General features: G+C 33.4%; 13 protein-coding genes. 8 read left to right on the top strand and 5 right to left on the bottom strand.

Going from position 1 to position 16,193, the window contains the following annotated elements; genetic code table 11:
• Positions 1–13: 13 nt before the first annotated feature.
• Entirely contained in the window at positions 14–961 is a 948-nt protein-coding gene (locus IM744_RS13200) for a nicotinic acid mononucleotide adenyltransferase (RefSeq protein WP_194508615.1), read from the top strand.
• A gap of 205 nt (positions 962–1,166) precedes the next feature.
• Positions 1,167–1,676 (top strand): peptidoglycan-binding protein LysM, encoded by a 510-nt coding sequence (gene lysM, locus IM744_RS13195; RefSeq protein ID WP_194508614.1) that lies wholly within the window; start codon positions 1,167–1,169, stop codon positions 1,674–1,676.
• 64 nt (positions 1,677–1,740) lie between these two features.
• On the opposite strand, the gene IM744_RS13190 is transcribed toward lysM, so the two are convergent.
• Positions 1,741–4,671, bottom strand: coding sequence for a TonB-dependent receptor (locus IM744_RS13190; protein WP_194508613.1), 2,931 nt, complete (start codon positions 4,669–4,671; stop codon positions 1,741–1,743).
• 201 nt (positions 4,672–4,872) lie between these two features.
• Here IM744_RS13190 and aspS point away from each other — a divergent pair, with 201 nt between their 5' ends.
• The 4 genes from aspS (at position 4,873) to IM744_RS13170 (ending at position 9,045) form a co-directional block, all read left to right on the top strand.
• Positions 4,873–6,627, top strand: coding sequence for an aspartate--tRNA ligase (gene aspS, locus IM744_RS13185; protein ID WP_194508612.1), 1,755 nt, complete (start codon positions 4,873–4,875; stop codon positions 6,625–6,627).
• A gap of 45 nt (positions 6,628–6,672) precedes the next feature.
• Entirely contained in the window at positions 6,673–8,451 is a 1,779-nt protein-coding gene (locus tag IM744_RS13180) for a chloride channel protein (RefSeq protein WP_194508611.1), read from the top strand.
• An 11-nt stretch (positions 8,452–8,462) separates the two neighbouring features.
• Positions 8,463–8,699: a hypothetical protein gene (locus IM744_RS13175; protein ID WP_194508610.1), complete on the top strand. Its 237-nt coding sequence runs from the start codon at positions 8,463–8,465 to the stop codon at positions 8,697–8,699.
• A gap of 154 nt (positions 8,700–8,853) precedes the next feature.
• Positions 8,854–9,045, top strand: a complete 192-nt coding sequence (locus tag IM744_RS13170) for a cold-shock protein (RefSeq protein ID WP_206694497.1) — start codon at positions 8,854–8,856, stop codon at positions 9,043–9,045.
• A 194-nt stretch (positions 9,046–9,239) separates the two neighbouring features.
• Here the strand turns inward: IM744_RS13170 and IM744_RS13165 are convergent, their stop codons facing one another.
• Together IM744_RS13165 and IM744_RS13160 are read right to left on the bottom strand one after the other, a co-directional pair.
• The gene (locus tag IM744_RS13165) at positions 9,240–9,809 is read right to left on the bottom strand and encodes a cytochrome c oxidase subunit II (protein ID WP_194508609.1); all 570 of its coding nucleotides are present in this window, start codon (positions 9,807–9,809) and stop codon (positions 9,240–9,242) included.
• A gap of 8 nt (positions 9,810–9,817) precedes the next feature.
• Positions 9,818–10,267 (bottom strand): nucleoside deaminase, encoded by a 450-nt coding sequence (locus tag IM744_RS13160; RefSeq protein WP_194508608.1) that lies wholly within the window; start codon positions 10,265–10,267, stop codon positions 9,818–9,820.
• Positions 10,268–10,666: 399 nt separating this feature from the next.
• Here IM744_RS13160 and IM744_RS13155 point away from each other — a divergent pair, with 399 nt between their 5' ends.
• Both IM744_RS13155 and IM744_RS13150 read left to right on the top strand, forming a co-directional pair.
• Positions 10,667–11,326 carry an energy transducer TonB gene (locus IM744_RS13155; protein WP_194508607.1) on the top strand — a complete coding sequence of 220 codons (660 nt, stop codon included), beginning with the start codon at positions 10,667–10,669 and terminating at the stop codon, positions 11,324–11,326.
• Between the two features lie 22 nt (positions 11,327–11,348).
• Entirely contained in the window at positions 11,349–13,127 is a 1,779-nt protein-coding gene (locus tag IM744_RS13150; protein WP_194508606.1) for a 1-deoxy-D-xylulose-5-phosphate synthase, read from the top strand.
• Here the strand turns inward: IM744_RS13150 and IM744_RS13145 are convergent.
• Together IM744_RS13145 and IM744_RS13140 are read right to left on the bottom strand one after the other, a co-directional pair.
• The gene (locus IM744_RS13145) at positions 13,105–13,281 is read right to left on the bottom strand and encodes a hypothetical protein (RefSeq protein WP_194508605.1); all 177 of its coding nucleotides are present in this window, start codon (positions 13,279–13,281) and stop codon (positions 13,105–13,107) included. The two genes, IM744_RS13150 and IM744_RS13145, sit on opposite strands and share 23 nt — an antisense overlap.
• Before the next feature lie 133 nt (positions 13,282–13,414).
• On the bottom strand, positions 13,415–16,186 hold the full coding sequence (locus tag IM744_RS13140; protein ID WP_194508604.1) for a T9SS type A sorting domain-containing protein: 2,772 nt from the start codon (positions 16,184–16,186) through the stop codon (positions 13,415–13,417).
• Positions 16,187–16,193: the final 7 nt, after the last annotated feature.

Here is a 16,193-nt window from a genome sequence, read left to right as displayed (position 1 = left end):
AAAACGAATGATTATGAAAACAATCAAACTACTTTTAGGTTTTGCTTTAACAGCAACATTATTTACGTCGTGTTACACAGACCAAGTCATTGTAAACGATTACAATAATCAAGGAGTTTCTTTAAATCAATTATTGAATTCTTATGAGTTATGGTATGTAGATATCAATCAAACTTTAGGAAACGGAGAAACACCTTTCTTAAATATAGCGTTTACACTATCGTTTAGAAATGGTGTGGTATATGCTAATAATAATTTGGTTGGTTTTGGTAATCAAGGTAATGGATATGGAATTGATGTGGGTGTTTATGATGCTTACGATATGATTTTAGATATTAATCATGATATTGATGGTTATGAAACATTTGATGTGTACCAGATTGATAATAATACCATAGAATTATACAACCCATTTAATGATACATCGTATTTTTTAAATGGATACCAAAGAAACACTTTTGATTACGACTTTGTGTTCTACGATAACATTCATTATTTTTTACAAGAATATGAAGCTTGGGAAAAAACATATACAAGTCAGTTTGGAGCAATTAATGAATTTGATAATGAGAACTACCTTCAGTTTTTAGCTGGTGGAAATGACTCAGAGTTTAGAAGTTCTCAAGATGTAAATATCTCAAATCCAAACAATATTTATTGGGATTACACAGGTGTTTATGGCGTTGGAGATGTGAGTGGTAATATGTACTTAAAAACATTAACACTAGATTATGATTTCTTTGACAATGAATATTTTGAGTTGAGCGTTATTAATGATCAAAGGATAGAATTATTTCATCCATCATCTCAAACCGTGTATGAATTTACAGGACGAGGATATATTCAATTTTTAAGAGAAACAGATGCTACAGGAAAACGTGTAGAAGGCACAAAAGAATTAAAAAAACGTAAGCAGAAAACTGCTAAAAAAGATAACCCAAGAGAAAATACAAGGAGCTAGATTTTGGTTGGTTATTTAGTCTCCAAAAGCGTCCATCTCATTAATTTGAGTTGGACGTTTTTTTTTGTGCATTATTTTATTTTCTTCGGAAATGTGACTTTATGAACTAAATGGTGTCCAAAGAATGTAGTTGGTTATATAATTGGAATTCATAAAGAATTTCGCCAACTTTACAAATACATTAATACTAAATCAATAAACAATTATGGGATTATTTTCATTTATCAAAAATGCAGGGGCTAAAGTCTTCGGAATAGGAAAAACAACAGACGAAGAAGCAGCAGAAGCAAGAGCAAAAGCGACTAGAGAAGAAGATGCAGCAGAGTTACGTCTAGAAGAAGCAGCAGCTAGAAATATGGAAGAAACGATTAATGATCTACAATTACAAGTAGAGAACTTAAGCGTGTTTGTTGATGATGATATGGCTAGAGTATCTGGTTTAGCTTATGATCAAGCTACAAAAGAAAAAGTAGTTTTAGTGATTGGTAATACAACTGGTATTTCTACAGTAGATGACCAAATGACGGTTGAGCATGTTGAGCCAGAAGCTCAATTTCATGCAGTTGTAAGTGGAGATACTTTAGGAAAAATAGCAAAGCATTATTACGGTAACGCAATGAAATATCCAGAAATTTTTGAAGCTAACAAACCAATGTTATCACATCCTGATAAAATATATGTTGGTCAGGTTTTACGTATTCCAAACTTGGATTAAGTATAAAAACTTTAATAGCCTCAACATTTGTTGAGGCTTTTTTTTATATAAAATTCTTCTGAAATTATTTCAATTTAAAACTTAATCTACCAAAAACATAACGACCATTGTTTCCAAATTGAGATACACGTCTAGAATATACAAATTGGTTGCTTGAAGTTAAATAATCAGGTAATTCATCTGGATATATATCTAACAAATTATTAGCTCCAACCGTCAACTTTAAAACATCACTTAAGTTGTACCCAATCGATAAGTCTGTTACCACTACAGATCCAATTTCTGGGTGGCCACCACCTGTTAGTGTCCCAGTATCTTCAACACCTCCAAAGAAAGCATTTCTTAAAAAGAAGTTCCACTTACCCGTTTCATAGTTATTTGTCAAATTAGCTTTAACTCTTGGTACTGCTAATTCTAAATACACTCTAGAAGATTCATCAAAATAAGTATCCAACAATCCAGCATCTGTTAAGATATCACTTCCTTTTGTCGCACCTATTTTATAAGTTTTAGAATAGGTAGCTGCTAAACTATTTGTCAATTTACCTTTACCAACATTAGCTTTGTGTATAATAACAAGATCTACACCTTTAGTTTCTGTATCAATTGCATTTGCGAAAAAAGCAGCTTGTCCAATTCCTAAATTAGTAAAAATATCTGCTAATTGACTACCATCATTAGGGCTTGAGAAGTTTCCTGTATATGTAATTCTATCATCAATAGCAATAAAGAAACCATCTACTGTAATTGTTAAGTTTGCATCTGGAAGTTTAGTAGTAAATCCTAAACTAGCATTAAACGAAGTTTCTTCTTTTAATTCTGGAATACCAAATAATTGAGCAGCTCTAGAATTATTAGTAAAAGTTCCTACTTCTTGTGATACACCTTGATCATTAAACAATGTATTAGATTTACTATAAAATTGTTGATGTAAAGAAGGTGCTCTAAAACCTGTACTTACTGCGCCTCTAATATTAGTATTCTCACCAACTTTATAACGCATTGCCAACTTTCCATTTAATGTACTTCCAAAATCACTAAAATCTTCAAAACGTACAGCAGCACTCACTAAGAACTTTTCAGTTACATCTGCTTCAACATCAACATATAGTGCCATAGAATTTCTTCTGGCATCAATTTCATTTTCTGGTGTGAACCCAGAAAAAACTTGAGCTCCAGCAGACGCTTGATTACCAAAAAAGTCAGTAACTTGTAATGAAGGAGTTAAACTAGCAGTAAATGTTTCAACTTCTCCATTGATGTCATATCTCGCATATGATGATTCTTCACCTGCTTCAATAAAATAGTTTTCCACACGATATTCTGAACCAAAGGCAACATTTAAGCCAGAAAAGATATCTTCATAAAACTTAGAGACATCAAAATTAACAGTGTTTTGTTGAAAGCCATTTAAACCAGCATTAAACTCTGTAGGTGATGAGGATTGTAAGTAGAAGTTAGTTGTATTTGTAATATTATAAGCAAATGTATTTAGACCCCAAGTATGAGATAAATCAACATTCCAACCATTAATTTTACCACTAATACCAAATCCTAAAGACTTATCAATAATATCTGATTCTATATTTGGTAAAAATCCATTAATATAAGATAAGGTATTTCCTCTACCAGAACTATGTCCTGGTGTTCTATAAAAACCTGAAGCATCACCATGTCGATAAGACAATCCTCCAAAAGCATAGAACTTTGCGTTATTTTCTTCTTCTCCAAATGGAATTTCAAGATTACCCATAAGCTGTCCTTGGTCTAAACCAGATTGACCTACGCTCATGTTATAATTACTTCGCGATTGTCCTCTTGCTGCTAATTCAGCATCTGTAACATCTATACCAGATAAAATACCTGTTGATTGAGCTCCTGTAACAGGATTATATCCAGATAATTGTTCTATACTAGTTGCTCCAGCAATTTGAGATTGTAAAGCAGCATCAAAATGACCAACTTGAGCAGCATAAGTTTGAATAGCACTCAAATCATTTCTTAAATCAGATAGATTAAATCCATCTTGATAAGCTTCCCATTCAATTGAATTATAAGCATGAAAAATGCTACTACTATTGGCTCTAGCTCTAGATGTACGCTTACGAGTTGTCAAAGAACCTGTCATGTTAAGAAAACCTCCATTGTCACCTAATGGAATACCATAATTTAAGTCAATTTGAGTTTTTTCTCCATCTGTTCCGCCATCATGATCATTAGAGTTTTTAGACATATTAACACCTGAAGTTACTGTTGCAGTTAACTCGTTAACACTATTTTTTAATACAATATTAATAACTCCTGCAATAGCATCTGACCCATATTGAGCTGCTGCGCCATCACGAAGCACTTCGATTCTTTTAATTGAAGCTGCAGGAATTGCATTTAAATCTGTCCCAACAGAACCACGTCCTGGAGTTCCATTTACATTTACTAGAGACGATGTATGTCTTCGCTTTCCGTTTACCAAAACTAGTACTTGATCTGGTCCTAAACCCCTTAACTGAGCAGGGTCAATATGATCTGTCCCATCAGATACTGTTTGTGTATTTGATGAAAAAGATGGTGCCACATAATTTAGAATTTGTGTCACAGAAACTTGAGGTCCAGCACTTGTGAGTTCGGCCATGTCAATGACATCAACAGCGACTGCTGTATCAATAGCTGTTCTACTTGGGTTTCTAGAGCCAACTAGTAAAATTTGATCTAAAGCAACTCCAGATTTTAATGTAATATTCATTTGGTTTCCAGTTACTTTAACTTCTTGCGAGTCATATCCAACATAAGAAAAAACTAGGATATCTCCTTTGTTAGCATTAATTGAATAGTTACCATTAAAATCTGTCGTTGTTCCTGTAGTTGTATTTTTTACAATTACAGATACACCTGGTAAAGGTCCAGAATCATCTGCAACTATACCTGAAACTTCTTGGGCAAAAACAGCATTTGAAAGCCCTAAAAAAAACATCAAAAGCAATACGTAATTTTTAATCATAATAAAATTATTTTATTGGTTCTGTTAAAGAAACGATAAATAATTGTATAAATCCTTATTTTACAATTGATTAAATGAGTGATTTAGAAAATAAATGTTAAAATTTTGAATAATTTTCATTTCTTGATTTTTATATGGTTTAATTCCATCACAAAATATAAATCTTAACTTTGCAGACTATTATTAAGTCAATAAGATATAATGTACAGAAGTCATAATTGTGGTGAATTAAGAGCATCACATATCAATACAGAAGTTACCCTTGCAGGTTGGGTTCAAAAATCTAGAAATAAAGGTTTTATCGTTTGGGTAGATCTTCGTGATCGCTATGGGATGACGCAACTCGTTTTTGATGAGGAGCGCACACCTAAAGAAATGATGAAACGTGCCGAAGATTTGGGTCGAGAATTCGTTGTCCAAGTCAAAGGGAAAGTGATTGAGCGTGCCTCTAAAAATCCAAATATGCCAACTGGTGATATTGAGATTTTAGTTTCTGAATTAACAATATTAAATGAAGCACTTGTACCTCCATTTACTATTGAAGACAAAACCGATGGTGGTGAAGAACTACGTATGAAATATCGTTACCTCGATATTCGTCGTAATCCTGTAAAAAACAACTTAATCTTTAGACATAAAGTAACTCAAGAAGTGAGAAACTATTTGTCTCAAGAAGGATTTATAGAAGTAGAAACACCTTATTTAATCAAGTCAACACCAGAAGGTGCTCGTGATTTTGTGGTGCCTTCACGTATGAATGAAGGTCAGTTTTATGCATTACCACAGTCACCTCAAACATTTAAGCAATTGCTTATGGTTGGTGGTATAGATAAGTATTTTCAAATTGTAAAATGTTTTAGAGATGAAGATCTTCGTGCAGATAGACAACCAGAATTTACTCAGATTGACTGTGAGATGTCATTCATTGAGCAAGAAGATATATTAAACGCGTTTGAAGGATTGACACGTCATTTACTTAAGGAAGTGAATGGTGTTGAGGTTGAAAAATTTCCTAGAATGCTTTATGATGACGCGATGCGTCTCTACGGAAACGATAAGCCAGACATCCGTTTTGGGATGGAATTTGGAGAACTAAACGCTGTTGCACAACATAAAGATTTCGGAGTATTTAATGCTGCAGAATTAGTAGTTGGTATTGCAGTTCCTGGCGGAAATAGTTACACTAGAAAAGAAATCGATAAATTAATTGATTGGGTAAGACGTCCACAAGTTGGCGCTCTAGGAATGGTTTACAGCAGATGTAACGATGACGGAAGCTTTAAATCTTCCGTAGATAAATTTTACGACCACGACGATTTAGCAAAATGGGCAGAAGTGACTGGTGCTAAACCAGGTGATCTAGTTTGCGTCCTTTCTGGAGAAAAAAATAAAGTAAGAACTCAATTGAGTGCTTTACGTATGGAATTAGCAGAACGTTTAGGGTTGAGAGATCCTAAAGTATTTGCTCCACTTTGGGTCATGGACTTTCCATTATTAGAATGGGATGAAGATACAGAGCGTTACCACGCGATGCACCATCCATTTACATCACCAAAACCTGGACAGTTAGAGTTATTGAAAACAAATCCAGGAGATGTAAAAGCGAATGCTTACGATTTGGTCCTTAACGGAAACGAGATTGGTGGTGGTTCTATTCGTATTCATGATAAAGAAACTCAGGCTTTAATGTTTGATTATTTAGGCTTTACTCCAGAAGAAGCAAAAGCACAATTTGGATTCCTAATGGATGCATTTCAATATGGAGCACCTCCTCATGGTGGATTAGCTTTTGGATTGGATAGATTGGTTTCTATTCTTGGCGGACAAGAAACCATTCGTGATTATATCGCGTTCCCAAAAAACAATAATGGTCGAGACGTGATGATAGATGCGCCTGCACCAATTGATGATAAACAATTAACAGAGTTGAGTTTAAAACTTAACTTAAAATCATAAATATCAAATCCTGCTTCTTGCAGGATTTTTTAGTAGATTTAATATATGCCAATCAAACCAATCATAAAACGCTTACTCATTTTGCGATATAAATATATCTCGCAAAAAAACTTTGTGTTTTTACTCGCAATGCTCATTGGTTTATTGTCTGGATTAGTATCTGTAACCATTAAAAATATTACCTATGCAATTCAATGGGGTCTTGAGCATCTCGTTATTGTTTCAGCAAATAGCATTTACTTTATTTTACCCGTTATTGGACTTTGGTTGGTATATCTATTTGTTAAATATGTATCTAAACAACACATTGAGTTTGCCATACCAAGTATTTTATTTTCATTGTCAAAAAAGAATGGTTTTCTCAAACGAAGCAAGATTTATTTACCATTAATTACAGCACCAATAACTGCTGGTTTTGGAGGATCTGTTGGGTTGCTTGGTCCTGCGATTGCTTCTGCGTCTGCAGTGAGTTCTTATGTTGGTCAGCTATTTCATGTCGATAGAAAAACGAGAACCTTACTTATTGGTTGCGCTGCAGCTGGTGCTATTTCTTCTATTTTTCAATCACCAATTGCAGCTATTATTTTTGCTGTTGAGGTGTTTAGTTTAGACTTAACATTTGCATCACTATTACCTTTATTGATTGCTTCGGTATCTTCGGTTTTGACGTCTTATTTTTTTGTTGGAAACGGTGTATTGTTTAATTACAACATTACAACGCCTTTTGCATTAAAAGACACTTTGTTTTTAATTGTTTTAGGTATAGGTACAGGAATAGCTTCAATCTATTTCACTAAGATTTATTTTGCAGTTTATAAGTTTTTTGAACGCTTTAAAACCAGCGGACAAAAACTCATCGTTGGTGGTTTGGCGATTGGTGTCATGTTGTATTTCATTCCGCCATTGTATGGTGAAGGTTTTGGTTTTATAAACGATTTGCTAGGCGGAAATCACTTGCACGCTTTAGGTAAAACACCTTTTGATGATTATCTCGATAATATTTGGGTAGTAATCGCCTTACTCTTTGGGATTACCATTTTTAAAGCGATTGCCATGACGACAACATTTGCAGCAGGTGGAGCAGGAGGGATTTTTATCCCAACCATGGTTATGGGAAGTGCATTAGGAAATGTTATGGCAAAAATTATTAATAATATTGGTTTAGGTTTTCAAGTGTCTGAAACTAATTTTACACTCCTTGGGATGGCAGGATTAATAGCTGGTGTGCTTCATGCACCATTAACTGCTATTTTTTTAATTGCTGAAATTACTGGTGGTTACCAATTGTTTGTTCCATTAATGATTACGGTTTCTATGTCCTTTATTATTAAAAAAAGCGCCATAGATCATACAATCTACACAAAGGAATTGGCGGAAAAAGGAGAACTCTTAACGCATGATAAAGATCAATCTGTGTTAACATTGATGAAATTGGATAGCGTTATTGAGAAAGATTTTACGGTTTTAAAACCAGAGATGTCGCTAGGAAAAATGTTACATCAAGGTGTGGCGAAATCGAGTAGAAATTTGTTTCCAGTTGTTGATGAAAACCAATATCTTGTAGGTATTATTTTACTAGATGATATAAGAACAGTCATGTTTGATCAAGCATTGTATGAAACGACATCTGTAGAAACATTTATGCACAATCCGCCAGATTATATATATTACGAAAGTGATTCTATGAAAGAAGTAATGCGTAAATTTCAAGATAGTGGTGCATGGAATCTTCCGGTTATTAAAAAAGGAAATTATCACGGGTTTGTTTCAAAATCAAAGTTGTTAACCGCTTACCGTCGTGAATTGATTAACTTTACATCCTAAATTAATATTAAATGAAGTACCTCATTCTTATTGCTTTTATAACTTCCTTAGGAAGTGTTTTGTGTGGTTTTTTTATGAAAGTAGCCTATTCTGAGAAATTGATAGGTTTTGGCGTTATAGGTCTTTTTTTTATTGTTTTCCCCATGTTTGCATACCATCGATGGAAAGACAAAGACATTAAGGACTACATGCTTACCAAAGAGAATTTGGATAAAATGAGAGAAAATCAAAAAAGAGGAAAGCATTAATTTTTAATCAAGTGATTTTAAGTGATTTAAACTTTTAAAGATATTTTAATATTTTGATAATAATTTTAGATTCTGAGATAAAAATTTACAATTTATTTACTTACCGAATCATTTTAAATTATACCTTTGTAACTTAATTAATATATTTTTTATAATGACTGGAACAGTTAAATTTTACAATGATTCTAAAGGATTTGGATTCATTACCAACGAAGAAACAGGAAAAGACATTTTCGTACACGTATCAAACCTTAACGGTGTTGAGTTACGTGAAGGCGATAATGTAGAGTACAACGAAGAAGAAGGAAGAAAAGGACTAGTAGCAGCTAATGTACAAGTTCTTTAAGAAGATATACTTTATTACAGTTTCAACGTCTAACGAAAGTTAGGCGTTTTTTTTTGTGATTTTTTGGGCGTTACCTTTCATACCTACAAGGTTTTCAAAACCTTGCAGGAAACAGGTCAGGCTCTCGGTAGTCGCTTCCCGATAAAAACCGGGAGAGCTCCAACAATACCTCCATCCTTAACGCGAGTTTTGGCTTAATTTAAATCCCTTATGTCTAGAATACCAAAATTTTCATTTAATGGAAGAAGCTTTTTATTTAATTGGTCAACTTCATATTTCTCAGTAAATAAGTTTTCAGTCTCGTTTTCTAAATTTAGTCGTTTTAGTTGAAGTTGGTTGTCTATCAATTCAAAATCACCTTGATAAGTACAGCTAAAATCTGCACTATGTAAAGTTGCAGCGAAAGTTCCGTTTTTATAAAGTATAAGATCACCACTTCTTGGAGTTGATTCTATTTCAATCAGTGCGATTAATGTCTTTTCTGTCCAAAATTTAGGTTCGTCTAAATTGGATAATATGTAAAAAGAGACAAAAATTATAAGAACAATTAATACTGGAATGACATCAAACTTTAAATTTCTTTTCCTCTTTTGTAGGAGATTTATGATTGTTAGAATAATAAAAACAAGAACTAGTAATCCACCAAAAAAGATAAAGTTGATTGTATTTAAAAGTCCTCTACAATAATCTCCATATAAGATTAAGGGTTTCAGAATAAAAAATCCTAAAATAATTAAAACACCATATTTAAGAAATTTCTTCAATAGCTATATTAATTCAAATTACGTTTCTCAATAAAAAAACGTTTTAATAATGCTGATGCTTCTTCGGCTAAAATACCTCCTACCATTTTAGTTTTAGGGTGTAGCTTGGTGTCTAATGCAATACAACCACGTTCTTCATCACGAGCTCCATAAACTATTTTAGAAATCTGACTCCAATACAAAGCGCCTGCACACATTTGGCAAGGTTCTAAAGTAACGTAGAGAGTACAATTGGTTAAATATTTTCCGCCTAGAAAGTTTGCTGCAGCTGTGATAGCTTGCATTTCGGCATGTGCTGTAACGTCGTTTAAAAGCTCCGTTAAGTTATGTGTTCTTGCGATGATTCTGTCTTTTATAACGATGACTGCGCCTACTGGGATTTCGCCTTTATCAAAAGCTTCTTGGGCTTCTTGTAAGGCTTTTTTCATATAATAGGTATCGTCGAAAGGGTTTATCATAGTTGTAAAAATACAATTCTATTTGATGTAATTAAATGTCGGCAAGAAATTTGATGCTATTCAAGAAATCTTCACTTAGTATGAAAACACGTTACTCAATTTCAATCCTGAAGCCTTGTCATGAAAATTGGTCTGAAATGACACCAAACGAAAAGGGTCGGTTTTGTCAATCCTGTTCTAAAACGGTAGTTGATTTTACCACAATGAAAACGAATTAAATTCAAGAGTTTATTCATAAAAACAAAGGTCAACGTATTTGCGCACACATTAGACAATCGCAACTGGATACTATTAACTTACAGATTTCAGATACTGTTTTTGAGTAAACCATGAGTTTTCATAAATTGTTTTTATTGGCTTTATTATTAGCGATGGGAACATCTTTGTTTAGCTGTGCAGATGATAAAGGCAATACCAAAAAAAATAGAAAGTGTTGAGATTGTTGAGAAGGCTATTGACTCTACTCAAATTGAAGTAAAAAAGAATGTTGATTCTATAAGCGTTCATTCTTCAAAAGAGAAAACAGAAAGTATTATTCAAAAGAAACCGATCCCTACACCTTCAATTCCAGCTTTAGATGGTATGATTATAGTTACTGGTGATATAGATAAACATGAAAAATCGCCTATTCATCCAGATTCAATTGTTGATCCTCAATATCCTGAGATAGAAGGTGAAAAAGGTATTTATGAAGATATTGTTTTTGGCATGCTCGATGTTGAAAAACCTATTGAGTTTCCAAATACGCCTACGAATTTATCTAGAAATGAAAAACAAAATTATTTCAATAGCAAAATGAATGAGTTAGTAACTAAAAATTTCAATATTGCTATTTCTAAAGATTTAGGATTAAAAGGAAAACAAAGAATGCAAGCTCAGTTTACAGTAGATACTTTAGGAGCTATAAATGATATAAAAGTTAGAGGTCCTCATAAGTTACTTGAGGAGGAATTATTACGTTTTATGAATTTGCTACCAAAATTTATACCTGCAAAGCACGAAGGCAGGAAAGTTTCTGTATCCTATGCTTTACCTTTTGCTTTTAATATCGAAGACTAATTAATTCTCGTATTTTTACAATGTGCAAAAACGATTATTAAACCATATCAACTTTCCAAAAGATTTAAGAGAATTAAATCCTAATGAGTTACTACAACTTGCTAAAGAGTTACGTGAGTTTATCATTGATATTGTGGCAACTAAAGAAGGGCATCTAGGTGCAAGTCTAGGTGTTGTAGAACTGACCTTAGCTTTACATTATGTGTTTAATACACCTAAAGATCAACTCATTTGGGATGTTGGACATCAAGCTTATGGTCATAAAATACTCACAGGAAGGCGTGATAATTTTCATACGAATAGACAAAAAGGTGGTATAAGTGGTTTTCCTAATCGTGAGGAAAGTGAATACGATGCATTTGGTGTAGGACATTCATCTACATCAATTTCTGCTGCATTAGGAATGGCAATTGCGTCTCAATTAAAAGGAGAAGATAAACAGCATATTGCAGTAATTGGTGATGCATCAATTGCCAGCGGAATGGCTTTTGAAGGACTAAACCATGCAGGAGTTACAAATGCCAATTTATTAGTCATTTTAAATGATAATGCTATTGGAATTGATCCAAGTGTTGGAGCATTAAAACAATATTTAACCAACGTAAAAAAAGGAAAAGAGAAACAAGACAATATTTTTGAAGCATTAAACTTTGATTATTCTGGTCCTATTGATGGACATGATTTGCCATTGTTAATTTCAGAATTAGAACGATTGAAATCGGTTAAAGGGCCAAAGTTCCTTCATGTGATTACAACAAAAGGGAAAGGTTTAAAACAAGCTGAAGACGATCAGGTAAAATATCATGCTCCTGGTAAATTTGATTCGGTTACTGGTGATATCCTTCCGAAGCAAGAAGAAATACAAGCACCAAAATTTCAAGATGTATTTGGTCACACCATTGTTGAATTGGCTAAAATGAATAAAAGTATTGTTGGGATTACACCAGCAATGCCTACGGGAAGTTCTTTAAAGTATATGATGGAGCAAATCCCTGAGCGTGCCTTTGATGTTGGTATTGCAGAGCAACATGCAGTGACTTTAGCTGCAGGTATGGCAACTCAAGGGTTGACCGTGTTTTGTAATATTTATTCTACGTTTTTACAGCGTGCTTACGACCAAGTGATTCATGATGTGGCACTTCAAAACTTACCTGTAATTTTTTGTTTAGATCGTGCTGGTTTGGTAGGAGAAGATGGAGCGACTCATCATGGCGTTTTTGATTTGGCTTATTTAAGATGTATTCCAAATATGATTATTTACGCACCTCGTAATGAAATTGAATTGCGTAATATCATGTACACAGCGCAATTAGGTTTAGATTATCCAATTGCTATTCGTTATCCTAGAGGTCGTGGAAGTGTTATTGATTGGAAACAGCCTTTTTCAGAAGTAAAAATAGGAGAAGGTATTCAGCTTAAAAAAGGAAAAAAGCTAGCTGTATTAAGTGTTGGTGCTATAGCTTCTAATGTTGAGGAGGCTATCTCTAGATGTGAAGTTAATGATACGATATCGCATTATGATATGCGTTTTATAAAACCTCTGGATGAAAAATTATTGCATGAAATATTTAAAACTTACACAGAAATCATAACGATAGAAGACGGTGTTATTTCGGGAGGTTTTGGAAGTGCAATTTTAGAGTTTGCAGCTTTTAATGGTTATTCTATTTCTATTAAAACATTAGGGATTCCTGATGTGTTTATAGAGCATGCTTCTGTAAAACAACAATATCAATCCGTTGGGATTGATATTGATAGTTTAACTATGTTATTTAGTTCTATTCTTCTTCGTCTAAAGTAGCAATATTTGGCTGTTTGTTTGTGTCATCAATCTCGATATTGACATTGTTTTGTTGTGGTTCGTGATTACCACTACTTGTAATATCATCTAACATTAATAAAAATGCTAGCGTTACAAAAAATACAACTGCAGCTCCTAGAATGTTTTTCTTCATGATCGTGGGTTTAAAAGATTATGATTAAACAAATATAGCTAATTATCGGTAAAATACAAATTTATTCGATGAAACGCATATAATAATAAAGGGAACTTAACAGTTCCCTTTATATTAAAAATAAATATTTTGTTTATTTAATGATGATTTTTTTAGTCTCTGAGTAATTATTAACGGTAATATTAACAAAGTACATACCTGCGTTTAAATTGAGATTGACATTGGTATTAGACGTTGAGATGTTTGATTTAGTACTATAAACTTCTTGACCATTAATATTAAATACCTTAATATTTGCATCACCTAAATCACTTTCAGATTTAATAGTAATTTGTCCGTTAGAAATTGTAGGGAATATTGTTATTGCACTAGTGTTAAATTCAGTTTCTAAAACACTTAAAGGTTGTGAAGTGAACTGGCTCGTAAACAATCCACGACCAAATGTTGATGCTAAGATTGTGTTATCAGATGCTTTTAAATCTAAGTCGGTAACTGTTACATCACTCATACCATTAAAAGACTGAATCCATATAGGATTTGCTATAGTATAATCTGGTGTTACCCAAACCCCTAACTCTGTACCAATAATTAACTCTTGAGGAATTAATGGATTTTGAAGGATACAACGCACTGGTATATCTGGTAGATTTCCTTCAATTCCTGTCCATGTTGATCCTCCATTACTGGAAAAGAAAATACTTTGAACACCATAGTTGTACATAGTCACAAAAATTTCTTGTTCACTTTGACCAAATTCAATATCAGATACACTGCCCACAAAATCAATACTATTTATTCTTTGAAAAACAGGATTGTTTAAATTTGCTAATTCTCCACGTAATACTCTACCATTTCTTAAACCAACAAATAACGTTGTTGATGTTGTTGTGAAAGGTGAAACTTTCATGGCACTTGGTGTAGAATTTAATTGTCCAGATGTTAATAGGTCATTTTCTGTAGGGGCTCCACCAGGTAAAAATTCTGAAATACGTTCAATTGCTATTCCATTTGCATTACTAGAAGCATTTACAAATAAAATATCTAAATTTTTATCTAAAGTTGATTCATTAATAAAACTACCACCACCAAAAGTTGAAATATTTGCTCCATTTGTAAAACTAGGATAGCTAATAAAAATGGGTGTATTATTAGGATATGTAGTAATCACATAATTACCAGCAGCGCCAAAGTCTGTGAATCCTCCATCTCCACCTACTGGATCGAAAAAGCCATTGGCTCCAGCTGCTGCGTTAGTGATAAACTGTGTGCCATTATCCTGTGTTCCTCCAGCTATATTAGTGTTTGTAGAACTCGGGTCAATAGCTCCATAATAAAACTGAACCGTATTGTAATCTTTATTTCTAGATTGTATAATGTTTGCGTTTCCAACAGAATTGGCTAAATCAGCCGAGTAATAAACACCACCATCATTTCCAAAAACAGCTTCATTTCCATTAGTTCCAGGTCTAAATACTATAGCATGTTGATCTGCATGTACAGCAGAAGATATAACTCCTCCAAGATTAGTCCATTCAGAAATTTGTGACCAATTAGCTCCTGAGTTACTAGAAACGAATAAATCTATTCCTCCCACATATAATTTACCATTCTCGTCTGCTTCTATTGGTAAATCATAAAAAGCTTGATTTCTTGTATAATCGGTTGCACTAATTCCAGTATCAGCATCAACGGGCTCATTAACTACAGAAATATTTCCACTAGTAGCAAAGGCATCAGTAGTCATAAATATATCAGCTTCACCACCTATATTACAAACAACCCAAAATATATTTGGATTAGTTGGATGAGGTTCTAATTCTGTTCTATCAGAGGCTCCGAAAGCACGTACAAAATTAAAAGTATTTCCATCGGTTGAGCTCCAAATATCTCCTCCACCTATATTAAGTTCGTTAGATGTTGTTGTGAGCCAAATGTTATTATTTGCATCGAGTTCAATATCATTTGGATTTTTATAAGTACCATCATTGAACTGAATATCAAAACGAGTCCATGTGTCTCCATCATCTATAGATTTATATAGGCCTCTATTATTAGCTCCTAAAAAATTATTTGGAGCAGAAGCTTCAACATATCTACCACTAGGAAATGCAGCGTAAAGTTCAGTTACACCACCATTATTTCTAGCAACGATATCACTCACATAGAATATTCCATCTATATTTAGTCCGTCATTGCTTACGCCAGTATAGCCACCAATAATATTTTCCCACGTGACACCTCCATCTAAAGATCTATAAACACCTCTTCCAATAACAGCACCATCTGCTCCAATGTAAGGCTCTCCAGAACCTACATACATTTTATTACTATTGTTAGGGTCTGAAACGATAACTGTCACAGAGATGTTTTCTTGAATACCTGGTATTAAAGTCCATGAAGAATCTGGATCAGTAATGTCATCATTTACCCATAATCCACCAGATACTCCTCCTGCGAAAACTCTAGTATAATCATCTGCTGGATTGGTATTATTTACATCATTAGGATCAAACATAATTCCTCTAGTTCGACCTCCTTGATTGTTTGGCCCTCTATCTATCCATGGATTAGAATTATCTCCTCCAACTCCTCTTAAAGCAGATCTTTGTTCTCTTAATTCTTCTTGAATCTCTAATGCTATCTCAGGCATTGGTCTACCAGTTGAAGGATTCATAGTAAGTTCCCATATTTGATCACTATAAGCATTTGGAGGTAAGCCCATTGCCTTTCTTTCTTTTCTTGATAAATTTTGTGTTTCCTTAAAAGGGCTGTTTTCTAAAAATGATAAATGCTGTTTTCTTAAAGTATCAATAGTTTTATCTTCTTCTGAATTTGATTTTACAATCAATACAGCAATTAAAGATATCGCGATAAGCGAAGTGACAAATAATAATTTTCTTTTCATGTTTTTC

The organism is Psychroserpens luteus (assembly GCF_015319355.1).
Lineage (GTDB): Bacteria > Bacteroidota > Bacteroidia > Flavobacteriales > Flavobacteriaceae > Psychroserpens > Psychroserpens luteus.
This window is presented reverse-complemented; position numbering and strand designations above follow the sequence as displayed.

Bases quoted from the DNA above. Each gene is read 5' to 3' on its own strand.
- IM744_RS13200 (WP_194508615.1), top strand. From the start codon at position 14: ATGAAAACAATCAAACTACTTTTAGGTTTTGCTTTAACAGCAACATTA.
- lysM (WP_194508614.1), top strand. From the start codon at position 1,167: ATGGGATTATTTTCATTTATCAAAAATGCAGGGGCTAAAGTCTTCGGA.
- IM744_RS13190 (WP_194508613.1), bottom strand. From the start codon at position 4,671: ATGATTAAAAATTACGTATTGCTTTTGATGTTTTTTTTAGGGCTTTCA.
- aspS (WP_194508612.1), top strand. From the start codon at position 4,873: ATGTACAGAAGTCATAATTGTGGTGAATTAAGAGCATCACATATCAAT.
- IM744_RS13180 (WP_194508611.1), top strand. From the start codon at position 6,673: ATGCCAATCAAACCAATCATAAAACGCTTACTCATTTTGCGATATAAA.
- IM744_RS13175 (WP_194508610.1), top strand. From the start codon at position 8,463: ATGAAGTACCTCATTCTTATTGCTTTTATAACTTCCTTAGGAAGTGTT.
- IM744_RS13170 (WP_206694497.1), top strand. From the start codon at position 8,854: ATGACTGGAACAGTTAAATTTTACAATGATTCTAAAGGATTTGGATTC.
- IM744_RS13160 (WP_194508608.1), bottom strand. From the start codon at position 10,267: ATGATAAACCCTTTCGACGATACCTATTATATGAAAAAAGCCTTACAA.
- IM744_RS13155 (WP_194508607.1), top strand. From the start codon at position 10,667: ATGATAAAGGCAATACCAAAAAAAATAGAAAGTGTTGAGATTGTTGAG.
- IM744_RS13145 (WP_194508605.1), bottom strand. From the start codon at position 13,281: ATGAAGAAAAACATTCTAGGAGCTGCAGTTGTATTTTTTGTAACGCTA.
- IM744_RS13140 (WP_194508604.1), bottom strand. From the start codon at position 16,186: ATGAAAAGAAAATTATTATTTGTCACTTCGCTTATCGCGATATCTTTA.